This window comes from Halovulum sp. GXIMD14793, assembly GCF_054457435.1.
In genome coordinates this window covers 1-25,591 of record NZ_JBTLNE010000054.1, presented here as the reverse complement: position 1 = coordinate 25,591, position 25,591 = coordinate 1, and the positions used below count along the sequence as shown (strand labels likewise).

Annotated in this window: 22 protein-coding genes; 10 read left to right on the top strand and 12 right to left on the bottom strand. The window is 58.6% G+C overall.

Annotated elements, in window-relative coordinates:
* The first annotated feature begins 541 nt into the window (after positions 1-541).
* Positions 542-3,853, top strand: a complete 3,312-nt coding sequence (locus ACW9UQ_RS14660) for an EAL domain-containing protein (protein WP_458931769.1) — start codon at positions 542-544, stop codon at positions 3,851-3,853.
* A 71-nt stretch (positions 3,854-3,924) separates the two neighbouring features.
* On the opposite strand, the gene gcvP is transcribed toward ACW9UQ_RS14660, so the two are convergent.
* From gcvP to gcvT, 3 genes are read right to left on the bottom strand one after another with little or no spacing between them, the layout of a single operon-like run.
* Entirely contained in the window at positions 3,925-6,771 is a 2,847-nt protein-coding gene (gene gcvP / locus ACW9UQ_RS14655; RefSeq protein ID WP_458931768.1) for an aminomethyl-transferring glycine dehydrogenase, read from the bottom strand.
* The gene (gene gcvH / locus ACW9UQ_RS14650; protein ID WP_458931767.1) at positions 6,771-7,136 is read right to left on the bottom strand and encodes a glycine cleavage system protein GcvH; all 366 of its coding nucleotides are present in this window, start codon (positions 7,134-7,136) and stop codon (positions 6,771-6,773) included. Before gcvH ends, gcvP begins: the two co-directional genes overlap by 1 nt.
* Before the next feature lie 15 nt (positions 7,137-7,151).
* Entirely contained in the window at positions 7,152-8,234 is a 1,083-nt protein-coding gene (gene gcvT, locus ACW9UQ_RS14645; RefSeq protein ID WP_458931766.1) for a glycine cleavage system aminomethyltransferase GcvT, read from the bottom strand.
* Between the two features lie 111 nt (positions 8,235-8,345).
* Here gcvT and ACW9UQ_RS14640 point away from each other — a divergent pair, with 111 nt between their 5' ends.
* The gene (locus ACW9UQ_RS14640; protein WP_458931765.1) at positions 8,346-9,242 is read left to right on the top strand and encodes a type 2 periplasmic-binding domain-containing protein; all 897 of its coding nucleotides are present in this window, start codon (positions 8,346-8,348) and stop codon (positions 9,240-9,242) included.
* Positions 9,243-9,273: 31 nt separating this feature from the next.
* Here the strand turns inward: ACW9UQ_RS14640 and ACW9UQ_RS14635 are convergent, their stop codons facing one another.
* The gene (locus tag ACW9UQ_RS14635) at positions 9,274-9,744 is read right to left on the bottom strand and encodes a tetratricopeptide repeat protein (RefSeq protein WP_458931764.1); all 471 of its coding nucleotides are present in this window, start codon (positions 9,742-9,744) and stop codon (positions 9,274-9,276) included.
* Positions 9,745-9,846: 102 nt separating this feature from the next.
* On the opposite strand from ACW9UQ_RS14635, the gene ACW9UQ_RS14630 reads away from it, so the two are divergent.
* Positions 9,847-11,061, top strand: a complete 1,215-nt coding sequence (locus ACW9UQ_RS14630) for a cytochrome-c peroxidase (protein WP_458931763.1) — start codon at positions 9,847-9,849, stop codon at positions 11,059-11,061.
* A gap of 75 nt (positions 11,062-11,136) precedes the next feature.
* On the opposite strand, the gene ilvC is transcribed toward ACW9UQ_RS14630, so the two are convergent.
* The gene (gene ilvC, locus ACW9UQ_RS14625; protein WP_458931762.1) at positions 11,137-12,159 is read right to left on the bottom strand and encodes a ketol-acid reductoisomerase; all 1,023 of its coding nucleotides are present in this window, start codon (positions 12,157-12,159) and stop codon (positions 11,137-11,139) included.
* Between the two features lie 126 nt (positions 12,160-12,285).
* Between ilvC and ACW9UQ_RS14620 the strand changes: the two genes are divergently transcribed.
* Together ACW9UQ_RS14620 and ACW9UQ_RS14615 are read left to right on the top strand one after the other, a co-directional pair.
* On the top strand, positions 12,286-12,747 hold the full coding sequence (locus tag ACW9UQ_RS14620) for an Lrp/AsnC family transcriptional regulator (protein WP_458931761.1): 462 nt from the start codon (positions 12,286-12,288) through the stop codon (positions 12,745-12,747).
* Positions 12,744-13,199: an Lrp/AsnC family transcriptional regulator gene (locus ACW9UQ_RS14615; RefSeq protein ID WP_458931760.1), complete on the top strand. Its 456-nt coding sequence runs from the start codon at positions 12,744-12,746 to the stop codon at positions 13,197-13,199. Before ACW9UQ_RS14620 ends, ACW9UQ_RS14615 begins: the two co-directional genes overlap by 4 nt.
* Here the strand turns inward: ACW9UQ_RS14615 and ACW9UQ_RS14610 are convergent.
* The gene (locus ACW9UQ_RS14610; protein ID WP_458931759.1) at positions 13,168-14,406 is read right to left on the bottom strand and encodes an FAD-dependent monooxygenase; all 1,239 of its coding nucleotides are present in this window, start codon (positions 14,404-14,406) and stop codon (positions 13,168-13,170) included. The two genes, ACW9UQ_RS14615 and ACW9UQ_RS14610, sit on opposite strands and share 32 nt — an antisense overlap.
* Positions 14,407-14,461: 55 nt before the next feature.
* Positions 14,462-15,103: a pyrimidine 5'-nucleotidase gene (locus tag ACW9UQ_RS14605; RefSeq protein ID WP_458931758.1), complete on the bottom strand. Its 642-nt coding sequence runs from the start codon at positions 15,101-15,103 to the stop codon at positions 14,462-14,464.
* 55 nt (positions 15,104-15,158) lie between these two features.
* Between ACW9UQ_RS14605 and ACW9UQ_RS14600 the strand changes: the two genes are divergently transcribed.
* The 4 genes from ACW9UQ_RS14600 to ACW9UQ_RS14585 all read left to right on the top strand — a co-directional run bounded on the left by ACW9UQ_RS14600 (position 15,159) and on the right by ACW9UQ_RS14585 (position 17,412).
* Positions 15,159-15,503 carry a class I SAM-dependent methyltransferase gene (locus ACW9UQ_RS14600; RefSeq protein WP_458931757.1) on the top strand — a complete coding sequence of 115 codons (345 nt, stop codon included), beginning with the start codon at positions 15,159-15,161 and terminating at the stop codon, positions 15,501-15,503.
* Positions 15,493-15,972 carry a hypothetical protein gene (locus ACW9UQ_RS14595; protein WP_458931756.1) on the top strand — a complete coding sequence of 160 codons (480 nt, stop codon included), beginning with the start codon at positions 15,493-15,495 and terminating at the stop codon, positions 15,970-15,972. The genes ACW9UQ_RS14600 and ACW9UQ_RS14595 overlap by 11 nt, the downstream gene beginning before the upstream one ends.
* A 75-nt stretch (positions 15,973-16,047) precedes the next feature.
* On the top strand, positions 16,048-16,686 hold the full coding sequence (locus tag ACW9UQ_RS14590; RefSeq protein ID WP_458931755.1) for a GntR family transcriptional regulator: 639 nt from the start codon (positions 16,048-16,050) through the stop codon (positions 16,684-16,686).
* A 153-nt stretch (positions 16,687-16,839) separates the two neighbouring features.
* Entirely contained in the window at positions 16,840-17,412 is a 573-nt protein-coding gene (locus tag ACW9UQ_RS14585) for an AAA family ATPase (RefSeq protein ID WP_458931754.1), read from the top strand.
* A 29-nt stretch (positions 17,413-17,441) separates the two neighbouring features.
* Here ACW9UQ_RS14585 and ACW9UQ_RS14580 read toward each other — a convergent pair whose 3' ends face one another.
* Together ACW9UQ_RS14580 and carA are read right to left on the bottom strand one after the other, a co-directional pair.
* On the bottom strand, positions 17,442-19,199 hold the full coding sequence (locus ACW9UQ_RS14580; RefSeq protein ID WP_458931753.1) for a glycosyltransferase family 2 protein: 1,758 nt from the start codon (positions 19,197-19,199) through the stop codon (positions 17,442-17,444).
* A 55-nt stretch (positions 19,200-19,254) separates the two neighbouring features.
* Positions 19,255-20,451: a glutamine-hydrolyzing carbamoyl-phosphate synthase small subunit gene (gene carA / locus ACW9UQ_RS14575; protein WP_458931752.1), complete on the bottom strand. Its 1,197-nt coding sequence runs from the start codon at positions 20,449-20,451 to the stop codon at positions 19,255-19,257.
* A 192-nt stretch (positions 20,452-20,643) separates the two neighbouring features.
* On the opposite strand from carA, the gene ACW9UQ_RS14570 reads away from it, so the two are divergent.
* The gene (locus ACW9UQ_RS14570) at positions 20,644-21,096 is read left to right on the top strand and encodes a GatB/YqeY domain-containing protein (RefSeq protein ID WP_458931751.1); all 453 of its coding nucleotides are present in this window, start codon (positions 20,644-20,646) and stop codon (positions 21,094-21,096) included.
* A gap of 138 nt (positions 21,097-21,234) precedes the next feature.
* Here ACW9UQ_RS14570 and ACW9UQ_RS14565 read toward each other — a convergent pair whose 3' ends face one another.
* The 3 genes from ACW9UQ_RS14565 to ACW9UQ_RS14555 form a co-directional block, all read right to left on the bottom strand.
* A complete protein-coding gene (locus tag ACW9UQ_RS14565; protein ID WP_458931750.1) occupies positions 21,235-21,783 on the bottom strand; it encodes a DUF2244 domain-containing protein in 549 nt (182 codons plus the stop codon).
* Positions 21,783-23,423: a cytochrome c oxidase subunit I gene (gene ctaD / locus ACW9UQ_RS14560; RefSeq protein ID WP_458931749.1), complete on the bottom strand. Its 1,641-nt coding sequence runs from the start codon at positions 23,421-23,423 to the stop codon at positions 21,783-21,785. Before ctaD ends, ACW9UQ_RS14565 begins: the two co-directional genes overlap by 1 nt.
* A 235-nt stretch (positions 23,424-23,658) precedes the next feature.
* Positions 23,659-25,320, bottom strand: coding sequence for a hypothetical protein (locus tag ACW9UQ_RS14555; RefSeq protein WP_458931748.1), 1,662 nt, complete (start codon positions 25,318-25,320; stop codon positions 23,659-23,661).
* Between the last annotated feature and the right edge of the window lie 271 nt (positions 25,321-25,591).

The following is a 25,591-nucleotide window of genomic DNA, read 5'->3' as shown; positions in this document are numbered from 1 at the left end:
GCGCCTGTCGCAGGCGACAACTTCAGACGCAACGCCGCCGCGCGACCGCTTAAACCTTCCTCAATATATCTTTGAAACCGCGTCCTGAGTGCTGATGGCAAAGGTGCTGACATGATCCACCCTCCCAAGAAGGATGAAGCACATCTGAACCATCATGGGAATCCCTCGCGATTCAGGTTCATGTCGAAAGGCTTTAACGCATTTGATGATAATGGTTGCCTCAGGTATTTCACAAGACGCTGCTATGTGTGGCACTAAGGCCAGTAAGCTTGCGCGGCCAATCACCTAAAGAAGTTTTGAGCATGGACAATCGCTGCCACTCTGCGAAGCGGCAAACGACGGCTTTGGCATAAGCAGGCCCGGCAAAGTGCTTATTTGAAGAGCTTTTGTGTCAATTCCGCCCAATTTCGCCTTAGAGTCGCTATAAACTTCAGCCATGCACGTATCGGATGTGTTAAGCATGATCAAACGAAAGGCGCCGGTTGAGGTATCCGTTAGTTTTTAAGTGCTGTAATTCGGCGTGTTCTCGGGGTGCCGCGTAATGGAACTGCAGTCTATCATTCAGAATATCGGTGCGTTCACCCACGAGGCGGTGGCGATTGCCGATGTTGATCCGGATGACGGCGCTATTCTGACCTTTCTTTGGTTGAACCCGGCCTTTACCAGACTGACCGGTTATTCGCTTGAGGATCTTGCGGAAAAGACTGCGGGTGTGTTGACCGGCCCCGATACCGATAAGGCAATACATGAAAGCGTCATCCGCCGTTTGATGGACTGGCAACACTTTAACGAGGAACTGGTGCTGCACCGCAAGACTGGTACGTCCTTTTGGTCCAGCATCTCGTTTCAGCCGTTGGAAGATGAAAAGAGCGCCTACCGGTTCTGGATCCTGACGATCCGTGACATTACCAGCCGCAAACGGGTCGAGGAGCAGCAGCGCGACCTGGCTTTGATTGCGCAAGCAACCCAGGACATGGTGATGGTGATGGACGCAGAGCGACAGGTGCTTTGGGTCAATCGTTCTTTCGTGGAGTTCACCGGATTTCATATAGAGGAGGTCAGGGGGCGGCGCATCAGTGACTTTCTGATACCACCGCAGGCTGACAAAGAAACCGCGGCTGCTGCTGTCGAAATGCTGGACCAAAAGAAACCGGTCTTTAGTCAGATACTTTGCCATAAGAAGGATGGTGGTCTCTATCTTGGCGAGTATGAAATTCAGCCGGTTTTTGACAGCCATGGCAAGCTTTTGCGTTTTGTTTGCCTGCATCGCGATGTAACCGAACGCACTTCGCTGGAGTGGCGTTACGATGCGCTTCTGAACCAAACCGGCATTATCACCTACATCAAGCATCAGGGCCGCTTTCTGATGGTCAACAAACAACTTGAGGAGTTGTTCGACAGGCAACAGGATTGGTTTTGCGGTAAGACTGATTGTGATGTGACGGGTTCACCCAATGGCAGCCTTATGGGGTTGGATGAGGATTATGTTTATCGCAGTGGTGAAAACCTGACCGGAGAGCGTCAGATCCGCTTGCCTGATGGAACCATGCGAACCTATATCGCGCGCCTGTTTCGGTTGTTCGACCCAACCCTGAATGACCATCTTGTGTGCTGCATGGCCCGCGATGTGACGATGCTAAAGTCTGTCGAAAAGAAGCTCCGCTATGCCCAGGCCGATACAGAGGCAGCGCGCCAGCGTCTTATGGCGGCACTTGACGTTGTGCCGGATGGATTTGCCCTGAATGACCGAAGCGGCCGACTGGTGATGGCCAATGCTGCCTTTCACGATCTACATAAGGGGATCGAGGGCGGCGTTCAGGTTGGAATGTCTGTGCCAAGTATCATGAAACGCGCGGTTGAGGCTGGCATCTGGGATACAGAAGGCCTGTCCGCCGATGCGTGGGTCGCTGAACGTCTGACACCACGCGAGAACGGGCTGAGCATCACTGAAATGCGTAAGACCGTTGATGGTCGCGTCTATTTCGTGAGGGTGCTGCCGATCTCAAATGGTGAAATAGCGACGCTGTGGGCCGATTTTACCGAAATCAAGGACAACGAGCATCAACTCAAGATTGCCCAGAAACGGGCAGAGACCGCACAGGCACGCCTGACAGCAGCGATAGAGGCGTTAGGGGATTCTATTGTGATCTTCGATGCTGATGATCGCGTTGTAATGGCAGATGTCGACGCGCTGCAGGAAAACCGTTCCGCAGCCGAGCATCGACAGGGACGCAAATACGAAGACATTATTCGCGAGGCTGTGGGGCGGGGCAACATTGCCGACGCTTTCGGGCGCGAGGAAGAATGGATCAAAAAACGGCTTGCTCAACACACAAACCCTGGCAAGCCACTTGAACAGACGCTTACGGATGGACGGTGTTTTCGCATTATCGAGCGCAAGACAGCCAATGGCGATACCGTGCGCCTGTCCTTTGATATCACCCAGGAAAAGGAACAGCAGCAGCAGTTGGAGCAGTATGCTGCGGTCCTCAAAAGTGCTATGGAAGTTGCCGAGCAGCGCAATCGTGAACTAGAGGACGCCACCGCCACCATCGAACATGCCTCCTTGCATGATGCGCTGACCGATCTTGCGAACCGGCGCTATCTGGATCAGGAGCTGGATCGGCGGATCGCAGCCTGGGAAGCGGGCGGTCAGGGGTTTGCGGTGCTGCATATCGATCTGGACCGGTTTAAGCAGATCAATGATACGCTTGGCCATGATGCGGGTGATAAATTGCTGCAGCATGTCGCCGACGTTCTGCGCGCGACCACCCGGGACGAGGATTTCGCCGCGCGCGTTGGCGGCGATGAATTTGTAATACTGGCCGAACATACCGAAGACAGCGCAGAACTGGCACGCTTTGCCAGCCGGATCATTATGCAAATGCGCAAGCCGATCCTCTATAACGGTCATGAACTGCGCTTTGGTGCCAGCATCGGCATTGCCGTTGCCAGCCCACGGGATGACGATCCGCGTCAGGTGCTGATCAACGCTGATATGGCGCTCTATAAGGCCAAGCAGGCGGGGCGGAACCGCTGGGCGTTCTTCTCGGACGTGATGCATTCCGAATTGATCGAGACCAAGCGTCTGGCCGACCGGATCAGCCGGGCGCTGGACAAGGGCGAATTCAAAGCGCAATACCAGCCGCAATTCACCGCCGATGGTAGCGAGATTGTTGGCGTTGAGGCGCTGGTGCGCTGGGCGCAGCCCGATGGCAGCCAGGTTCTGCCAGAGGAGTTTCTTAAGGTTGCCGAAGAAATGAACCAGCTGCGCGCCATTGACCGAATGGTGCTGGAGCGGGTGTCCGAAGATTGGCAGCGCTGGCAACGGGCCGGGATCACGATCCCGAAAGTGTCGGTCAATGTCTCGTCCCGCCGGTTGCGTGACAGCGACCTGATCGAGGATATCCGATCCGTCGGGTTCCCGCCGGGATGCCTGTCGGTTGAGGTGCTGGAATCTATCTTCATCGACGAAGAGGATGAGAAAATCGCCTGGAATGTCGATCAGTTGCGCGACATGGGCGTAACGATTGAACTGGATGATTTCGGCACCGGGCATTCCTCGATCATCGGGCTGATCAAGCTCAAGCCTGCACGGTTGAAGATCGACAGGCAGTTTATCACACCGATGCTTGAATCTGCCGATAACACCGCGATTGTTCGCTCAATTATCGAGATCGGACATTCCCTGAATGTTGAAGTGGTGGCCGAGGGCGTTGAAAAACCAGAGCAGGCAAAACGCCTGCACAAGCTTAAGTGTGACGTGATCCAGGGCTTTGTCTTTGCCAGACCTATGTCGTCCCAAAAGCTGATCGATTTCGTCAGCGCACGCCAATGGGAGCAGGTGGGGTAGGGGCCGACGGACCGGCCCCTATCGCGTCTCGTGACATACCTGAGCCAGGTTTTCACATGAGACCCTGACAGTTATTCCGCCGCTTCGACGTAGTCTTCCATCGGCGGACAGGTGCAGATCAGGTTGCGGTCGCCATAGGCGTTGTCGACCCTGTTGACCGACGACCAGTATTTGTCGACGCGAAACGCCCCGGGCGGGTAGCACCCCTGTTCGCGGCTATAGGGCCGATCCCAATCGCCGACCAGATCCTCGACCGTGTGCGGTGCGTGCTTCAACGGGTTGTTTTCCGCATCAATGCGTCCTGCCGCGATATCATCCGACTCGGCCTGGATGGCGAGCATTGCGTTTATGAACCGGTCAAGCTCTGCCTTGGGTTCGCTTTCGGTCGGCTCCACCATTAGGGTACCGGCCACCGGCCAGCTCATGGTGGGGGCGTGAAAGCCGCAGTCGATCAGGCGCTTGGCGACATCTTCGACCGTGACGCCATGTTCGGCCATTGGGCGCGTGTCCAGAATGCACTCATGCGCGACCCGGTTCTGGGCCGAGGTATACAGCACATCATAGGCCCCGCTTAGCCGCGCCGCGATATAGTTCGCGTTCAGGATCGCCACCTTGGTCGCCTGCGTCAGCCCTTCAGAGCCCATCATCAACACATAGGCCCAGGAAATCGGCAGGATCCCGGGCGATCCATAAGGCGCAGCAGACACAGCGCCATCGCCACCGGTATGCGGATGGCCGGGCAGATGCGCTTCAAGATGTGCAACAACGCCAATCGGGCCCATGCCCGGACCGCCGCCGCCATGGGGAATGCAGAAGGTCTTGTGCAGGTTCAGATGGCTGACATCGCCGCCAATCTCCCCGGGTTTGGCAATCCCGACCATTGCGTTTAGGTTGGCTCCGTCAATATAAACCTGCCCGCCATGCTGATGCGTGATCTCACACACCTCGCGCACGGTTTCCTCGAACACCCCATGGGTCGAGGGGTAGGTGATCATGCAGCCAGCCAGATTTTCGCTGTGCTTTTCGGCCTTTGCGCGAAAATCCTCAAGATCGATATCGCCGGTTTCGGTAGACTGCACGGTCACTACATCCCAGCCCACCATCTGGGCCGAGGCCGGGTTGGTGCCATGGGCGGAGGTTGGGATCAGGCAGACATTGCGATGCCCCTGACCATTGGCCATGTGATAGCGCCGAATGGTCAAAAGCCCCGCATATTCGCCCTGCGCACCGGAATTCGGCTGCATCGACATGGCGTCATAGCCGGTGATCTGACAAAGCTTGTCCGACAGATCGTTGATCAACTGCTGATACCCTTCAGCCTGATCATCGGGCGCAAACGGGTGCAGGTCAGAGAAGGCGGGCCAGGTGATCGGCAACATCTCGGCGGTGGCGTTCAGCTTCATGGTGCAGGAGCCCAGAGGGATCATCGCCCGGTCCAGCGCCAGGTCGCGGTCGGCCAGACGCCGCATATAGCGGGTCATTTCAGCCTCGGACCGGTTCATGTGGAAAATCGGGTGCTGCATATAGGGCGTGCCGCGCAGCGCTGCATCCGGCAGGCGGTATTCGCAGATCGACAGGTCATAGGCTATGTCACCGCCAAAGGCACGCCAGATACCTTCGACCGTCTCAGGATATGTTTTTTCATCGACCGACAGGCCGACCTTGCTGTCGCCGACCTTGCGTAGATTGATCCCGTTTTCCATGGCTGCGGCCATGATGGCTGCCTGGCGATCGCCGACTTCAACAGTGATTGTGTCAAAGAACTGCGTGGGTTCGATGGAAAAACCAAGGCTTTCCAGCCCTTTGGCCACCCGCACGGTGCGGCGATGGATGCTTTGGGCAATCGCCTTCAGCCCCTCTGGCCCGTAGAACACGCCATACATCGACGCCATAACGGCCAGCAGTGCCTGCGCAGTGCAGACGTTCGATGTCGCTTTTTCGCGCCGGATATGCTGCTCGCGCGTTTGCAGCGACAACCGGTAGGCCTTGTTGCCGCGCGCGTCGACACTGACGCCGACCAAACGCCCCGGCATTGAGCGCTTTAGCTTATCCGTACAGGCCAGATAGGCGGCATGAGGTCCGCCATAGCCCATGGGCACCCCAAACCGTTGCGTTGACCCGACGGCGATGTCAGCCCCCATTGCGCCCGGCTCTTTCAACAGTGTCAAAGCCAACGGATCGGCCGCCACGACGGCCAAAGCATTTGCCGCATGCAGCGCCGCGATAACGTCTGTGTAGTCCTCGACATGCCCGAATGTGCCGGGATATTGGAACAGCGCGCCAAACACGTCTTCGGGCTTCAGATCATCAAATGGGCAACCCACCTGAACCTCTATGCCCAAGGGCTCCGCCCGTGTACGCACCACCGAGATTGTCTGGGGATGACAGAAATCGGCGACAAAGAACTTGCGCGCCTTGGATTTCGCCCCGCGCAGCGCCATGGTCATTGCCTCGGCTGCTGCGGTTGCCTCGTCCAGCAATGATGCATTGGCGACGGGCAGACCTGTCAGATCCGACATCATGGTCTGGAAATTCAAAAGCGCCTCAAGCCGGCCTTGCGAAATCTCGGGCTGGTAGGGCGTATAGGCGGTGTACCAGGCCGGGTTTTCCAGAATATTGCGCTGGATCACCGGCGGCGTGATCGTGCCGTAATATCCCTGACCGATCAGCGAGGTCAGAACCTTGTTTTTGCCTGCCACACCCGCCATGAAATGCAGCATGTCGCGCTCTGACATCGGTGGGCCGACATCCAGTGCCTCGGCCTGACGAATGCCCTGTGGCACGGTCTGGTCAATCAGCTCATCCAGACTGGCGACGCCGATAGCGGCCAGCATCTCCTCCATCTCGGAGGGGGAGGGGCCGATATGGCGACGGTTGGCGAAATCGAACGGGTTATAGTCGGTCAGGGAAAATGTCATCATTCGATCATCGCTTTATAAGCGTCTTCGTTCATCAGACCTTCAAGCTCGCTTTCGTCGCTGATACGGATCTTGTAGAACCAGCCGTCTTCCTCGGGGCTTTCGTTCACGGAGGCCGGGGTGTCGGCGATGGATGGGTTCGCCTCAACAACCTCTCCGGTGACGGGGGCGTAGATGTCGGACGCGGCTTTGACGCTTTCGACGACGCCAATTTCGTCCCCTTTTTCAAAGGTATCGCCCTCGTCCTTCAACTCAATGAAAACGATGTCGCCAAGCTGTTCGGCTGCGTGGGCGGTGATGCCGATCGTGGCGATGTCGCCCTCAACCTGAAGCCATTCGTGATCGTCGGTGTAGTAGGTGGCCATTGCTCAGCTCTCCTGTCAGCGTTTGTAGCGATGTGGGTGAAAGGGCAGCGCGGTGACGGTCGCGTCATGCGGTTTGCCCCGGATCATAAGGGTCACGGCGGTGCCGGGCGCGGCATGGGCCGATGCGACATAGCCCATGGAAATCGGGCCGTCGACGCTGGGGCCGAAGCCGCCTGAGGTGACGGTGCCGATTTGCGCGCCATCGGCGTGAATTTCGGTTCCGGCGCGGGCGGGCGCACGGCCTGCAGGGGTGATCCCCACCAGCTTGCGCGATGGGCCGTCGGCCAGTTCTTTCTGGATGCGGTCGGCCCCGGGAAAGCCGCCCTCTTCGCGGCGGCGCTTGGGTACGGACCATTGCAACGCCGCCTCAATCGGGGAGGTGCTGCGGTCGATGTCATTGCCATAAAGGCAAAGCCCCGCCTCCAGCCGCAGGCTGTCGCGGGCGCCAAGGCCCGCCAGTTCCAGAGCGGGATCTTGCAGCAGCGCTTCGGTTATGCGGGCCGCGTCAGCGGCAGGCAGTGAGATTTCGAAACCGTCCTCGCCCGTGTAGCCAAGGCGAGAGATACGGGCCGTCGCCCCCATGAACGCCACCGCTTTGGTTGACATGAACGTCATATCGTCCACATCCGCATGCGCGCCGACGATCCGAACGGCCTCTGGCCCCTGCACGGCAATCAATGCCAGATCGTCGCGTACGGTCAGGGCGACATCCGCCAGATTGGCCCGCATATGCGCAATGTCCTGATCCGCCATCGAGGCATTGACCACGACATACAAATGGTCCCCGGCGTTGGAGATGATCAGATCATCCAGAATGCCGCCATCCTTGGCCGTCAGCTGGGTATAGCGCGCCTGACCCGGTTTCAGACTGGTGATACCGCCGGGCACCAACGTTTCCAGTGCCTCGGCCACAGCTTCGCCGCGCAACTCCACCTGACCCATATGCGAGACGTCGAACAGAGCAGCCCCATCGCGGCACGCCTTATGCTCGCCCATCAGGCCAAGCGGATAGGTGACCGGCATTTCCCAGCCAGCAAAATCGACCATTTTCGCGCCATGAGACAGATGAAGCGCATGCAGCGGAGTTTTCTGGGCCATCGGGTTTCCTGAGTCGGTTTCCTATTGGAAACAAGAAACCCAATTGGCACAATTTTGCAACCCAAGAGAGGTGCTTGACGCAGAGTTTCGCGGCAGGTCAGATGCTGAACTATGAAAAACCTGTTCTTTGCGCTTCTGATCAGCTTGACGCTGCCCCAAACCCTGCTGGCCGATGGGCTGCGCATCGGAATTGCCTCCATCCATGCCGATGCCGATATCGCGGCTGCAGAGGCTTTGGCGACCGAGGGCGACGCAATTCTGACGGGGCAGGCGGCCTGCGTCACTGAGATCGCCTGTCTGGAGGCCGTGCGCCACGGCACTTTGGACATTACGGTTACCGGTCCACTGACGGTTACGGCATTGCTGCCCGCAGCGGCCGCGTTCGATATGCCGCAATTTCTGCCGCAAGAGGTTTTGTGGTTACGGCTGGCTGACCTGCCCGCCCTGCAGACTGACGGCCTGCAGATGTTTGCTGTCACGCCAACCGGCGCGGTACGGGTTATTGCCACCACCAGCCGCCGTATCACGATGCCCGAAGATATGGCCGGATTGCGGTTTTACACGACCGATTCGTCCTCGGAACTGCTGATCATCGCGACCGGTGCCGAACAGGTCGAGATGCCGCGAGCAGCCGTCTTCGACGCCCTGCAGGTCGGCGAGATTGATGGCGTGATCATGGATATCACTGACCTGATGCGCAGCAATCTGGTCGTTGCGGGGGTCAGCTATGCGACAATCGCTGATCACGCGACAGAAGCACGTCTTTGGTGGGCGCGCGATGATACTGTGTCGGAGCGGCGCGCCCGGATGATTGCGGCGGCGCAAAGCAGGGCCGCAGGACGCAGCAAAACGGCCGAAGAGGATTTTGTGGATGATGGCGGCGACCTTTATCGCCTGAACGAAGCAGAGCGCGTGGCCTTTTTTGCCGTTATCGCGCCATTTCATGCGCCAATGATCCGTCAGTTCCCCGAGGCAGAGGCCGTCAATAAGGTTCTTTTGGGCGAATGACTGGAATATGCCGTCAAGTTGTGGCGTAATCCTAGTCGAACGGAAACAACCAGCGTCGGTAATCCTCGATCAGCTCATGCGCTTTCTCAATCTCATCCTTGTTCAGCCCTGCCAGCACGCTTGCCTGGCTTTCGGCCGCATCCGCATCGCCGCCTATGGCCGCCAGCGCGTACCAGACATAGGCGCGCATCGGGTCGGGGGCGGCGATGCCGCGCCCGGTCTCAAAGTGGTAGGCGACGGAGGCTTGCGCAGCAGGCTGGCCCAGCAGGGCTGCGCGCAGAAAGTAATCGAACGCACGGGCCTGATCGGGCTCTCCCACCAGCCCAAGCGAATAGATCACACCCATCATCTGGGCGGCATCGGCATTTCCAGCACGCAGGGCGGGCTGCAATTCGTCAACCGTTTCCTCAAACCGGCCCGCGCTCATCAGGCTGCGCGCCTGGGCCATATCGGCAAGCGCGGGGATGGGCAGCAGTGCCAGAAGGATCGCAAGGGATTTCATGTCAGTCTCCGCTATGGGCTTGCGGGACTTTGCCTGTTTGCGGGCGCTGTCTCAAGCTCTGGCTTTGCACAGGAGCCGCTGACAAAGGCGGATTTCGCACCGGTGAACCAAAAGGCTGCGGCTGTCGGGCGGCTGTTGTTTTATGACAAGATCCTGTCGGGCAATCGCAACATTTCCTGTGCAACCTGTCACGAGCGGGAGTTGGGGACCTCTGACGGGCTGAGCCTGGGGATCGGGGAGGGCGGTGTCGGGCTGGGGCCGAAACGCACGACGGGTGAAGGTTCGGAGAGGATCGAACGACGGGTTCCGCGCAACTCTCCGGCGTTGTGGAACCTGGGTGCGCGCGGGGTGGATACGCTGTTTCATGACGGGCGGGTGCAGTTCTCGGTCCGGTTCGGCAATGGCTTTGACACACCCGTGGACGGTGCGCTGCCACAGGGATTGATGTCCATCCTGGCTGCACAAGCACTGATGCCTGTGCTGTCAGATGTCGAGATGGCAGGAAACCCGGCCGAAAACGAAATCGCCCGTGCTGGCCGCCGCCGCCCGCAGGATGCCTGGGCCCTACTGGCCGCTCGAGTGGAGGCGATCGAGACCTATGATATTCTGCTGCGCGACGCCTATCCAGAGATCGAAGGGCGGCTGCGGTTTGAACATATCGCCAACGCCATTGGCGAATTTCTTGCCTTTGAATACCAAAGCTATGACAGTCCCTATGATGTGTTTCTGGCCGGGGATACGGCGGCGCTGACCGCTGATCAAAAGGCCGGGCTGAGGCTGTTCTTTGGCAAGGCAGGCTGTTCGGGATGCCATTCCGGACATCTGCTGTCGGATCAGGACTTTCACGCGCTGGCCCTGCCACCGTTGGGGCCGGGGCGCACCCGTCGCTTTGATCCGCGCGCCCGCGATCTGGGCCGGATGAACGAGACCGACCGGATCGAAGACGCCTATCGCTTTCGCACCCCGATGTTGCGCAATGTCGCACTGACCGCGCCTTATGGCCATAACGGCACCTATCCGACGCTGGAGGGGATTGTCCGCCACCACCTGGATCCGGTTGCGTCCCTTGAGACGTGGTCGCGCGATCTGGTCAGCCTGCCATCAGCAGACTGGCTGCTGCATGGCGACTATCAGGGGTGGGAGGATGCGGCCGAAATGGCCCGGCTGGCGCGTCAGGTTGATATCGAGCCGCTTGCGCTGAGCGATACTGAAGTGGATGAAATCGTTGCCTTTCTGAATGCCCTGACCGGCACCGAAAGCGTGAAGGGGCACCTTGGGCGCCCCGACTTTGTTCCAAGCGGTCTGTCGGTCGACTGACTGGCACGGGTGGGTTCCACCCACCCTACATCAAACGCCGGACCTGTAGGGTGGGTGAAACCCACCCATCCGCCATCAGTTGCGCGCTTTATCGACCATCTTGCCGTCGGAAATCCATGGCATCATGCCGCGCAGCGTTTCGCCGACCTGTTCGATCTGATGCGCATCATTGCGCCGCCGCGTGCCCTTGAAAAACGGCTGGCCGACAGCATTTTCCTGCATGAAGTCACGCACGAAGGCACCGGTCTGGATATCGTTCAGGATCGCCTTCATCCGGGCCTTGGTTTCCTCATAGGGCAGAACGCGCGGGCCGCTGACATATTCGCCGTATTCTGCGGTGTTGCTGATCGAGTAGTTCATGTTGGCGATACCGCCTTCGTAGATCAGATCGACGATCAGCTTCACCTCGTGCAGACACTCGAAATAGGCCATCTCGGGCGCATAGCCTGCCTCAACCAGAGTTTCGAAGCCCATGCGGATCAGTTCAACCAGACCACCACACAGCACGGCCTGTTCGCCGAAGAGGTCGGTTTCGCATTCTTCCTGGAAGTCAGTTTCGATGATGCCGGACCGACCGCCACCGATGGCAGCACAATAGGATTTGGCGATTTCCAGCGCGTTGCCGCTGGCGTCGTTGTCGACGGCAACAAGACAGGGCACACCGCCGCCTTTTGTAAACTCGCCACGCACGGTGTGGCCAGGACCTTTGGGGGCCATCATGATCACATCAACGGTGGATTTCGCCTCGATCAGGCCGAAATGGATGTTCAGCCCATGGGCAAAGGCAATCGCTGCCCCATCGCGCAGGTTGTCATGGACGTATTTGCGATAGGTTTCGGCCTGCAGCTCGTCCGGCATGGTCAGCATCAGGACATCTGCCCAGGCGGCAACCTCCGCCAGACCCATGACCTGAAGGCCCTCACCCTCAGCCTTGGCGCGGGAGGCAGAGCCGTCGCGCAGGCCCACGGCGACGTTTTTCGCGCCGCTGTCGCGCAGGTTCAGGGCATGGGCGTGGCCCTGGCTGCCATAGCCGATGATCCCGACCTTTTTCTCTTTGATCAGGTTGATGTCGCAATCGCGGTCGTAATAAACGCGCATGATGTCCCTCTTTTGGTTTGCCTGGGGGCAGAATAGCCGGATCTGGCAGAATTACCGTTCTATGTTTGATGTAATTGCGATATATATGAGAAATCTATTCGCAAATCCCTGTTAACAGAAACATACATGCAAGCTATCGACGACACAGACCGCCGCCTGATGCGGCAGATGCAGGCTGAACCGGATATGGCCGTCGCCGATCTGGCAGCGCGGTGTGCCATGTCCGCTGCGACAGCTTGGCGGCGCATCGACCGGCTGCAGAAATCCGGTGTGATCATCGCACGAGAGGCGGTAATCGACTGGGCCGCGCTGGGCTATGAGGTGGAGGTGTCGTTGCGCTTCACCCTCGACAAAACCCAGCGCACGGCGTTTGAGGATTTTATCTCGGCGGCACGCAAGATCTCCGAAGTGACTGAAATCCAAACCTTTCTGGGGCAGGTCGATGTCCGGCTGAACGTGATCGCCCGGGACATGGCCGATTATCAGCGGATTTACCGCGATCATATTCTGACGCTGCCGCATATCGCTGATTTGGAAGCGCTGATGCTGGTCGCCACCCTGAAACAGGCAGAGACGCTGCCGCTATGATCGCGCTGGATGACACAGACCGGGCGCTTTTGCGTGAAATGTCTCGTGACGCCGGGGCGAATGCGGGGGAGTTGGGGCGCAGGATTGGCCTGTCTCAACCCGCGACCTGGCGGCGCATTCGCCGTCTGCAGGAGGCCGGGGTGCTGAAAGGCCAGCGTCTGCGGCTGAATGCAGAGGCGCTGGGCTTTGGTGTGACGGTGTTTCTGGGCGTCAAACTGGCCACCAAGGGGCGTGTCAGCCTTGAGGATTTCGAACGCGCAGTAACAGGCATCCCCGAGGTGCAGCTGGTGCAGCATGTGCTGGGGCTGTATGATTACCGCCTGCGGGTTGTGGCGCGCGACATTGCTGATTTCGAACGGGTCCTACGGCGCCGGATCATGACCTTGCCCGGGGTTGGAAATGTGGAGGCAAACGTGATCCTTAGCGAGGAGCGTTTGCCCGGTCCGCTTTGATATCCGACCTGAATCCGGTCCCCATGCCGCGACGCATCAGCCCCTGTTTCAGGGGTTTCAGCCCGGCAATCCCTTTCAGTGCGCTGTAGCGCAGATCGCGCAAAAGCGGCGCATCGGCCAATGCGGCGCGGTTCAGCGCATCAATGCCGGCGACGCGCGTGGCCATATCCGGCCAGCGCGCGCGGTGGTAGCGGCCAAGCAGGGCGGTATCGCCGGGATCTTCTGCCCCTGTGATCAGGTCACGCAGCGTGCGCAGGTCCGACAGGCTCATGTTCAGCCCTTGCGCGCCGATTGGCGGCACCACATGGGCGGTCTCTGCGATCAGGGCCAGCCGCGGGGCATCCAGCCGCGCGGCCAGCTGACTGACAATCGGCCAGATCGCGCGGGGGGAGGCAAGGTCAAGCCGTCCCAGAACGCCGCAGGAGCGGGCATTCATCGCCTCATTAAACGCGGCTTCAGGCAGGGCGTGCAGATCAGCGGCCTTTGGTCTGGTCTCCATCCAGACAGCGGCCGATCGGTGCTGTCCGTCCTGCGTCGGCAGGGGGACCAGTGTGAATGGCCCGCCGGTGCGGTGCACCTCGATCGAGGCATTGTCATGCGGGACTGTATGGCTGACAGCGAAGACCAGCGCTTTTTGTCCATACCCCCAGCGGCGACAGGCGATCCCCGCGGCTTGACGCAGGGCGCTGTCGCGGCCATCTGCGGCTACGGCCAATGCACAGGTAATACCCTGTCCGTCGGAAAGCGTGACACGCATCTCGCGGGTGCGCGAAAGGATGCGGGTGGCGCGCTGACCGGTCAGCAGACGGACGCTCGGCAGGGTGTCGAGATGGGCCAGTAACTCTTTCCGGATCAGCCAGTTGGGCAGGTTGTAACCGAACGTGTCCCGTCCCAGCTCAGCCGAGTTGAAATCGACAGTTTCGCGGACCGTCGCCTCGGCCCCGCCCGCATCGACGATCCGCATCACTGACAGCGGTGTCGCGTGATCGGCCAGCCGGGTCCAGACCCCGGCCTCGGCCAGCAGATCGACCGATGGCCCCCAGAACGCGGTGCTGCGCAGATCGGCCAGCGGGTCGTTCTGACGGGTGACCGGCGGGTTTGGCTCGACGCAGATGACATCGAAACCGGCTTGCGCCAGAACGGCAGCAGCCGTAAGGCCCGCGATGCCGCCACCGGCGATCAGGATATCTGTGGTCAGCCTGTTCATGATCTGCAATCTAGCGCTTGATCGGGAAACCGCAACGCGGCCCACGGTCGCTGTCTTAGGCCAGCTTCATCAAAAACGCCGTCAGGTCTGGCGTGTGGTGATGCACATGCGGCGCGTCATCTGCCCCGCCCACCAGAACCGTGCGCATGCCCATCTGATGCGGGACTTCCAGGTTGCGGACGTCATCCTCGAACATCGCTGACTGCGCGGCGTTCAGCTTTGCCATCGCAAAAACCTTTTCAAACGCGTCGCGCCGGGGTTTCGGGGCATAGCCTGCATCCTCTACCCCGTAATGCGCTGCGAACAAGCCATCCAGCCCGCGCGCCGCGACCACCCGGTCCGCATGTCCGCGTGAGCCGTTGGTATAAACGATCTTGCGCCCTGGCAGTGCGGCAATGGCCTGCCGCAGCTCTGTGTCGCGTGTCAGGCCCGACAGGTCGATATCATGCACGGCAACAAGAAACGGATCCGGGTCCAGCCCGTGTTCCGCCATCAGCCCGGCCAGTGTCGTGCCATGATCGCGCCAGTACAGGTCGCGCAGGCGGTGCGCCTCGGCCTCGCTGACGGACAGGGCGTCAACGATATAGCGCATCATCGCCACCTCGATCTGGGCGAACAGATCAGCCTCACGCGGGTAGAGCGTGTTGTCGAGGTCGAAGACCCAGGTCGTCACGTGGGAAAAATGAGCGCGTGGCATGGTTGTTGGGATATCTCAGGCTATGTTGCAATTCAATCTATCTGGTGAGGGCAATATGACGACAGGCGAAGACTGGCAAGGCAAGGTTGGCGAGGAATGGGCGCAGCGGGCCGATGTGCTTGATGGCATGCTGGGTGCTGTGGGGATGGCCGGGCTGGAGGCGTTGGGTGACATAGCAGGTCGGCGCGTGCTGGATCTGGGCTGCGGGGCCGGGGCTTCAACCCGGGCGCTCGGGGCGGCGTGGGCGAGGGCCGTTGGGTTGGACTTGTCGGCCCCGTTGATCAAGGTTGCAAAGGCGCGCGATCCGGGTGGCAGCTATGTTCTGGGGGATGCGGCTGCCTATGTCGCCGATCCGCCGTTTGACGCGTTATTCTCAAGGTTCGGGGGTGATGTTCTTTGACGATCCGGTTGCGGCGCTGAGCCATATCCGCGAGCAACTGCATCCCGGTGCGCCCGCCGTCATGCTCAGCTGGTGTCTCCCGGCTGAGAATGAGTGGGCTTATATGCCGATCCGTCAGGCCAGCCATCTGTTACCGGCGGACGACACACCACCAGCCGCAGGTCCCGGCCCTTTTGCATGGGCTGATCCGGCTGTGTTTCACCAGATCCTTAAGGATGCTGGCTGGTCAGATATCGGGCAGGAGGTGGCCGCGCGCGATGCGGTGTTCGGGGCAGGGCATCCCGATCCGGTCGGCCATACGGCAGAGTTCTTTTTGTCTGTTGGCCCGCTGGCGCGCCGGTTGCGCAGGGTGGATCCGGCGCTGCGTCCGAAGGTGGTCGAGGCCTTGCGCCCGGCGATGCAAGACCGCTTGCAGGCGGGGGCGGTTCATGTTGGCGCAAAGGCCTGGGTTATTTCTGCACGGGCCTGATCCCTGCATCTAAGGTTTGACTTTCCTTTCTGCGCTTTGTGGCAAATGATACGTGCCGGATTGAAAGGATCGGACATGGTCAGCGACGCGAATACCCGTGATGCCTATGAGCTGGTGTTAAGGGCCATCGACAACGGCGAATACCGGCCCGGCGACCGGCTGGTCGAGGCTGATCTGGCGGGACGGTTCGGCGTGTCGCGCACGCCCATTCGAGAGGCGTTTCAGCGTCTGGAAACCCAAGGGGTGCTGACCCGCGACGGGCGGTCGCTTGTCGTCTCCAGTCTGGATCATGACCAGATGGGAGAGCTTTACGTTCTGCGCACCGAACTTGAGGCGCTGGCTGTCCGTCTGGCCGCGCAACATGCCGCGCCCGAAGAGGTGAATGTTCTGTTCGACATGATTGACGAGGATACCGCAATCGCAGCTGACCCCGAGCAGATGTCGCGCGCCAACAAGCGGTTTCACCGGCAACTGCATCTGGCCTCACACAACCGCTATCTGATCCAGCAACTGGCGATGGTGCATCGCTCCATGGCGTTGCTGACCACGACATCCTTTGCCAAGGAAGGCCGGTCGGATGCCGCTTTGGACGAGCACCGGCGCATCGTACAGGCGATTGCAGATCGGGATGGTGCCGCAGCGGATAGCGCGATCCGGGCGCATATTTCTGCCGCTTATGAAACCCGTCTGAGGCTTGGGGCGGAACGGGGCTGATCCTGCGGGCCAGATTGGCCGGGGGTGACTGGTGCAGGTCCCTTTTGTATGTTTTGCGCCGGGTGGCGGCGATAGACCGCCAGTGCGGCTTGACCCAAGGCGGAAATCCGGGAAGGTAGGACGCAGCAGTTGGCAGAGCCGAGGTGTCGGTGGATGATCCCGCTTCTGATCCATATCAACAGTTATCCGGGCGTCGGAAAGCTGACCATTGGCCGCTTGCTGTCACAGATGATCGGCGCAAAACTGCTGGACAATCACTCAATCTATAATGTCGCGCTGGCCCTGACCGAGTTCAAATCGCAGGCCTATTTTGACGCGGTCAGTGAGGTGCGGTCGATTGCCTATCGGCTGGTCGCGGACCTGCCCGCTTCGGTGCCGGTCATTCTGACGAATGCCCATGCGCAGGATTCCGATTGGGGGAACGCCTGCTGGGATGCGGCAATTGATCTGGCAAGGCGAACCGGGCGGCGCCATGTTGTTGTGCTGCTGCAATGTTCGCGGGAGGAGAACGCGCGGCGGATTTGCGGGCCGGATCGGGATGCGAAGCGAAAGCCGCGCGATCCGGCGATGTTCTGGCAGGGGGCGACGGATCGGCAATTGCTGGACCGGGGCGCGGACCACCTTCTTGATCTTGAGACGACAGACTTGTCAGCCGAGGCGTCCGCCACTGCGATCTTTGATTGGTTGGTACGGGAGCGGCTGGTTGATGGGCAAGCCGCGGTTTAGCCCGAGCACCTGCGACATCTGATGCGCGGCTACAGCCCGTGATGGGTTTTGTGCCAGTAGAAGGGTTTGTAGAACACCTCGAAGATCGCCTTATAGGCAGCCAGCGCCCCCAGAGGCCAGTAAAGCCCTAGGGTGAAGACCCAGGGGATCAGGTGGCGGCGCGGGCGGGCCCAGACGGCGCGCAGGGCGACGCTGATCATGATCAGTTGACCGATCAGCATACTGGCAAAGAACCCGGTCCAGACCGGCCAGGCGATGGCCTGCCAGATCGGCAGATCGAAGCCAAGCGCGCCGGTCCATAACAGCCAGAAGACCGGTGTGGCCAGATAGGCGGTCAGCGCCCCCAGAAACAGCACCTGAAATCCCCAGAACCCGGCGAACCCCAGATCACGATAAAGCGCCATTGGCCGGCGCATATGCGTTGCCCATGTCACCGCGTACCCTTTCAGCCAGCGGGACCGTTGCATGATCCAGGCGCGGGCGTGGCAGTTGGCCTCTTCCATCGTGGTGGTGGCGACCATCTCGGTCCGATAGCCAAAGCGGGCGAGGCGCATGCCCAGATCGGCATCCTCGGTCACATTATGGGCGTCCCAGGCTCCGACCTTTTCCAGCAGATTGCGGCGAAAGAACACCGTGGTGCCACCCAGCGGCAAAGGCACGCCCAGCCGCTGCGCCCCGCGCAAAAGCACCCGGAACCAGGTGGCATATTCGATGGTGAAGCAGCGGGACAGCCAGTTTTGGCGGCTGTTGTAGAAATCCAGATAGCCCTGCACACAGGCCAGATCAGGCGGGCCGAAATGCAATGCTTGCGCCACCTTCATCAACTGGTCCGGGTCGGGGCGATCCTCTGCGTCATAGATGCCCATGATGTCCCCGTCGCAGAACTCCAGCGCATAGTTCATGGCCCGGGGTTTGGTGCGCAGGTCATCCTCGGGCACGGCAAGGACAGAGATCCAGTCGGGCAGGTCGATCTGGGTCAATGCCAGCTCGGTTGCGAAATCATCTGCCTCGATCACCAGTTTGATGTCGAGCAGATGTTTGGGATAGGTGGTTTTGGACAGGGCCGAGATCAGATGCCGCACGACCACATCCTCGCGCAGCAGCGGCACGAGGATGGAGATTTTCGGCAGCGCGTGATCATTGCGCAGCGGGACGATATTCGATGGCGCTGGCCGGCGGCGAAAGCTCTCGATCAGGGCGGTGCCGCGCAGGATCATGGTCGAGACATTTGCCAGCATCACCCAGATCAGCGCCGCGGTTAGCATTGCGTAGGGGGCGAGCCAGATGGCCGTAGCCAATGCCAGCCCAAAGATTGGCAGCGTCAGGCGCCGCGTTCCCGCCCATGTCCGGCAGGACAGATGCGCGGGGCAGCGGTCCCGCGTGGCGTCGCGCAAGCCATCGCGCATGATATGTGTGACGTAGTGGCGGATCGTGGTTCGGTCGGCTTGCACAAAGGTGTATTTGCCGATCTCTTTTGGAATGGTGGCCTGAATGGCAGGCAGGTCGGCGATATCGGCCACGGCGATAAGGGTCGTCTCACCAATCTGCCGCCAGGGGAGATAGGCCAGTCGCAGGCAGGAGAGGGGATCAAACGGTCGGGCCAGATCTGCCTTGGGCTGAAAGCGATTAAGGTCGATATAGGTGTCGAGCAGGGATTGGGAGATCCCCGCAGGCATGGGCTTGGTGCGTGATCTGGACAGTGCCAGCAGGTCGCGGGTCAGACCACCCAGATCCTGCTGCCCGGCCGGCAGGGCAGGGCGATGCGCAGGGGACATGTTTTGCGACACACCAAGGCTCCTCTTTACAGAGGATCAGCATGGGCGATGTCTGCCTAATAAATGTTTAAGCGTCAGCGCGTTCCTGCATGGCGTTGACGAAGCGTTCGAACAGGTAAAAGCTATCCATCGGACCGGGGCTGGCCTCGGGGTGGTATTGCACCGAGAAGACCGGGCGATCCGTCACCGCGATGCCGCAGTTTGAGCCATCAAACAGCGAGACATGCGTTTCCTTAACCCCGTCGGGCAGGGATTGACTGTCTACCGCAAAGCCGTGGTTCATCGACACGATTTCCACCTTGCCGGTGGTGTGATCCTTGACCGGGTGGTTCGCGCCGTGATGGCCATGGCTCATCTTCAGGGTTTTCGCCCCCAGCGCCAGCGCCAGCATCTGGTGACCCAGACAGATGCCGAAAACCGGGATATCGGAGGTCTCAAGAACCTGCCGGATCATTGGAACGGCGTATTCGCCAGTCGCCGCCGGATCACCGGGACCATTGGACAGGAACAGACCGTCGGGATTATGGGCGAGGATTTCTTCGGCCGTGGTCTGGGCCGGCATCACCGTGACATCGCATCCGGCAGAGGCCAGACACCGCAGGATGTTGCGCTTTGCGCCATAGTCGATGGCAATGACCTTGAAGCCCGGTGTGTCGCGCTTTGGATATCTGTCCGGCCAGACCCAGCGGGTCTCGTCCCAGCGATAGGATTGGGCGCAGGTGACATCCTTGGCTAGATCGGCTCCTTCCAGCCCGGCGAAATCCAGCGCCGCGCGGTGAAGCTTTTCCAGATCAAACTCGCCATCGGGGTTGAATTCCATCGCCACATGCGGCGCGCCCTGATGCCGTATCGCGCGGGTCAGACGACGGGTGTCGACGCCGCCAATGCCGATCCTTCCGGTCCGTTTCAGCCAGTCGGTCAGGTTTTCCGCCGACCGCCAGTTCGATGGCTCCGTCGGATCCCATTTGACCACCATACCGGCCGCGACGGGTTGTGCGGTTTCGTCATCAACCGGCGTCACGCCGGTATTGCCGATATGTGGGAATGTGAAGGTCACGACCTGTCCGGCATAGGACGGATCGGTCATGATTTCCTGATAGCCGGTCATCGCGGTGTTAAAGCACAGCTCTGCCACCGCGCGGCCCGGCGCGCCGAATCCATGTCCCATAAACACCTGACCATCGGCGAGCATCAGGCAAGCCGTTGGCCGCGAAGGGTTTTCTTGGGCGGAATTGGATGTGCTGGAAAGGGTGTCGGTGGTCATGATCGGCTCCCCGGCGCTAAAGTCGCGCGACACTACTGTCCGCCCGGGGCAAGGTCAAGATGGCTGAGGTTTGAAAAGTCTTTGAAAATCAATGACTTTTCTTTTTGGCGTTGAGATTGCATCCCGAAAAGGAATTGCCTATACAGCGCGGCTCGTGCAGGCTGCGCCCTGCGGTAACGAACAGGTACCCTTATGATCCGGAAACGGCTCAACGAGAATATGAAAGAAGCGATGAAAGCCCGCGATCAAGATCGGCTTTCAACCATTCGGTTGATCAATGCCGCGATCAAGGACCGCGAAATCGCTTTGCGCGGCGATGGCGATGAAACGGTTGGCGAGGATGAAATCCTCGCGATCCTGGCCAAGATGATCAAGCAGCGCGAGGAAAGCGCCGCGACCTATGATGAGGCGGGCCGTATTGAACTGGCCGAGCGAGAGCGTGCCGAGGTCACGGTGATCCGGGAATTCATGCCCAAGCAACTGAGCGCCGAAGAGGTTTCTGACGCGATCAAATCAATCATCGCAGAGACCGGGGCTAATTCCATCCGCGATATGGGCCGCATCATGGGCGTCTTGAAAGAGAAATACGCAGGCCGGATGGATTTCGGCAAGGTCGGTGCCGAGGTTAAGGCCCTGCTGGGCTAAGATTAAACCTACAGCATCCTGCGAAAAATCTGAATCATCCAACGCTGCCTGAAATCAGAGATTTCAACGCGTTCGATGATGCGTGATGTCTCAGGTATTCGCGAGATGCCATAGATAACAGGGCAGGGCTGGTCGTCTTTATAGACGTCTGGCCTTGCATGCGGTGAGTGCATCGCAGACCTCATTATACAGTGACAAACGCTCCTCGGGGCTGAGAAAGGCACCAAGTTCAATCTCGCGCCCTTCGCCGCTCAGGGTCAGGTAATGCTCTAGCCGGGCGTTTTTATGCAGTGTTACGCTGACCCAATAGGGGTTAGCCTCCCACGTCGCAACCTTGCCTTGGGGGCTGGTGTGGCTGACCCTTAGCGTGTCGTGCCATAAGCACAGCATATCCGACAGGGTCTGCGCTCGGTGAATATTCGCCCTGAAAGCAAAATAGAGCGCAGCTAGTGCTGCAATCATGAACGGCAGGAGTGTCCAGCCGACCTTGCTACCTGCCAATGCGAGCAGGGGAAGGAACAGGCCGATGGCGACCACTGCAAGCGCAGTGCGCAAATCGGACAGTTGCCCGGACTGATGTGGCCAGATGCGCAGGGTGTAATCCGGCGGGCCAAGATCGTGATCCTGACAAGAAAAGGCCGGGGTCGATGCCCCGGCCTTTCTTGGTATTTCAGATTGCCAGGGCATCAGTGATGCGCGGGCTTGTCCCACATATCCTGCGTTGGCAGGATCTCGAATGTGTGCTCCGGCGGTGGATTGGGCAGGGTCCATTCCAGCGTGTCGGTATAGGCGCCTTCCCAGTAATTGGGGTTGGTTACCCGCTGACCAGCACGAATTGTATAGATAACAATTCCGAAAAACAGCAGGAAGCTCAGACCTGAGATAAATGCCCCAATCGACGAGATGTAGTTAAAGGTGGCGAACTGCTCAGGGTAGTCGATGTAGCGGCGTGGCATGCCCTGCCGTCCAAGGAAGTGCTGCGGGAAGAAGGTGATGTTGGCACCGATGAAGAACATCCAGAAATGGATCTTGCCCCACAGTTCAGGATACTGGCGACCGGTCATCTTGCCGATCCAGTAATAGACGCCGCAGAAGATACCAAAGACGGCACCGATCGACATCACATAGTGGAAGTGGGCTACGACATAGTAGGTGTCATGATAAAGCCGGTCGACGGCCGCCTGGCTCAGAACAACACCTGTTACACCGCCCACGGTGAACAGAAAGATGAAGCCGATGGCAAACAGCATCGGTGTCTTAAACTCGATTGAGCCGCCCCACATCGTTGCGATCCAGCTGAAGATCTTTACACCGGTAGGCACCGCGATAACCATCGTGGCCATCATGAAGTACGCTTGCTGGGTGGTGGACATACCGACGGTATACATGTGGTGTGCCCAAACGACGAAGCCCAGCGCACCAATGGCAATCATTGCCCAAACCATCGGCAGATAACCGAAGATCGGTTTTCTCGAGAAAGCCGAAACGACATGGCTGACGATGCCAAAGGCTGGCACGATCACGATGTAAACTTCAGGGTGACCAAAGAACCAAAGGATGTGCTGATACAGCACCGGGTCCCCGCCGCAATCGCCACCAAAGAAGCAGGTGTCAAAGTTGCGGTCCATCAGCAGCATGGTGATGGCGCCAGCCAGAACCGGAAGAGCCAGCAGGATCAGGAAGGCTGTGACGATGATTGACCACACAAAAAGCGGCACCTTAAACAGTGTCATGCCCGGTGCACGCATGTTCAGGAAGGTCGTGATCATGTTGATTGCACCAAGGATCGAAGACGCACCGGAAAGGTGCACGGCAAAAATAGCGATATCGGTTGATATCCCGGCTTCAGTCGTGGACAGGGGAGCATAGAGGACCCATCCTATACCTGATCCCAACTGGCCGTCCCCACCGGGCACAAAGACCGAGAGGATAGCCAGCGACGACCCGGCGACATACAGCCAGAAAGACAGGTTGTTCATGCGCGGGAAGGCCATATCCGGCGCGCCGATCATCAGCGGCATGAAATAGTTTCCGAAACCACCAAACAACGCCGGAATGACCACGAAGAACATCATCAGGATGCCGTGGGCTGTAATCAGCACGTTCCAAAGATGCCCGTTTGGCACGCCGTCGATCAGCATGTACTGAACGCCGGGTTCCATAAGTTCCAGGCGCATATACATTGTGAAGCCGACTGAGACCAACCCGACGAGGGCCGACACAATCAGGTAAAGGATACCAATATCCTTGTGATTGGTGGACATAAACCACCGGGTAAAAAAGCCCCGGTCGTCGTGATGCTCGGCATGCGCCGTTGCCTCGGCCATTCGTCAGCCTCCCGAAAATCATTGGTACTGCCGCGCCGCTTTGACGGCCGGATTCTGCGTCACAATACTGCGCGCGAAGCGTCTGCTCAACCGAATTGCGTGCAGGAGAGACGATCATTTTGTCGCGGGTGTTCGCCTACCTTGCTTCAATCGGTGCTCAGCACGGCATGTATGACAACTTTGCGGAGCTCAGATTGTTGCGCCTCTGTCTGTCGCTTCCTTGAAAACAACAATCTCAATCTGAAGCGCAAAATTGCACTAAATCAGGGATGCAGTTTCTCACAATTGTGTCCGCGCTGAGTTTCGAACTCGCGTCTTTATACACAAGCAAATTAGCCCAAGTTTTGCTTTCGGTCTGGCGCGAAGCACATCTATAGTTAGAGATAACGATATCAGCATTTACTGTGATACGGGTCACTGCCAGCCACTCTGAGTATGTGCAAATGCGTTGACCCAAGCCCTCACCCAATGGTTGCTGGGTCAGAGTTGGAAACGTAAGCAGCATTATTGGGACTTTCTGCTCAACGAGATAGTCCAACCTGAGCGTACCCCATTGGTTTTGCTCGCCCGGCGGTTTGGGCAAATGGGCAATTGTTCGATCATTGAGGCCCAAGGCGTCGATAATGCGATGCTGCGAAAAGTAAGCCATCGCCCCGACATCTGTTGCAACAATGGGGATGTTGGCGGGGGCAATTCGATCCATTTCTGCAATGGAACGAGCGCGATATTCGCTATGGAGATCATCGCGCACCTCTTGGTAGGGCCATTTGCCATCGGCGATGCGGCTGAAGACCGATCCAAAATCTGATGGGTTAGTTCGACCGCTTTCTACCGTTAGCGCAGAAGCAAGCTGTATTCCGAGATAGACTGAAAAAATGCCAATGGTCACAATTCGCGACGCGTAGCTTCCAAGATCAAGCAACCTTGCCATGTCGATTGCAATCAAGGCTATAACCGGCATCAGGAAGCGGGACATCGGATGTGGGTCGCCGCCCTCGACAATGACAAGAGCAACCAAACCGACAACCATAAGTCCGCGCAGAAGCGTTGTAGTCTTTTGCTGGAAGGCAAGTAGGGTCAAAAGAATGACAAACCCACCGTTAAACCATACCCAATCACCAAAATAGACCAAGCCATCCGATAACTCAGCAGTAAGCGAGTCCGAGCGCTTTGCAAAATAGGTGTTTGGTACCACCGCGCCGTATTCATAGAAGCGCCAGATCATCTGTCCGGCGATCGTAAGCAAAACTACGGTCGGCCAGAATATCCTTGGTTGGCAAGCGCCAATTGCGCTGCGTAGCCAATAAAAAATGACCAAGGAGGTTGCGATGAGTATGCCCTCCGGCCGCGCTAAAGTCAGAAGTGTGATTGCGACTGACGCCGAAAATCCAAAACCGCTGCTTTCCTTGCTGCAGGCTTTTTCCATGGTTGTGTAGGTCGCTAGGAAAAGCATGGAGAAAAGCATGCCGTCCAGGCCCCCTCCCAGCCAAAATAAATAAGAAGCGTTGAATGCTATGGCTGCAAGACCGACCATTTGAGCCGAAAAGCGCAAACCCTTGGTGAACTTCAGGAACATCAGCATCAGCAGGATGTAGCTGCCAAAACAAATAACTGAGTTGGCTAGGGCGATATCCAGACCCAAAGACATACCTGCAGCGAGCAATACTACATGCAGAAGGGATGTGAACCCATCAACAGCAGGTTCAAGCCCGGGCCACCAGTTTAGGTCGCCATATTCAGAGAGGTTCCTAGCATAGGTGAAAGTTATCAATGTGTCGTCGATATAGTATGCACCAAGACCCGATAGGACGACCCCGCAAATGAAAAATGCGATGATGGCAAAGCCGTCGACAAACAATCCGCTTTGCGATCTGAGCGGACGATCCAAATTTTGCATTCTGTAAACGGCCCTATGGGTTTCAAAAACTGACAGGAATGAAATTCCCTTCTATTTCAAACGAAAATAGTAAGTCTATTACTTTCTGAGCTACTTTTTTTGGCTTCGGTCCTGCACCGCAATTCCATATACGAACCGCATCACCCCTAACTCCTGACCTGCCCCCCGAAACTTCCCTCGTTCTGATGTAGAGTTTGCTCAACCTTTTGAAGGAGCAAACGAATGCGAAAGAGCCGTTTCACGGAAGTCCAAATCATTGGGATGATCAAAG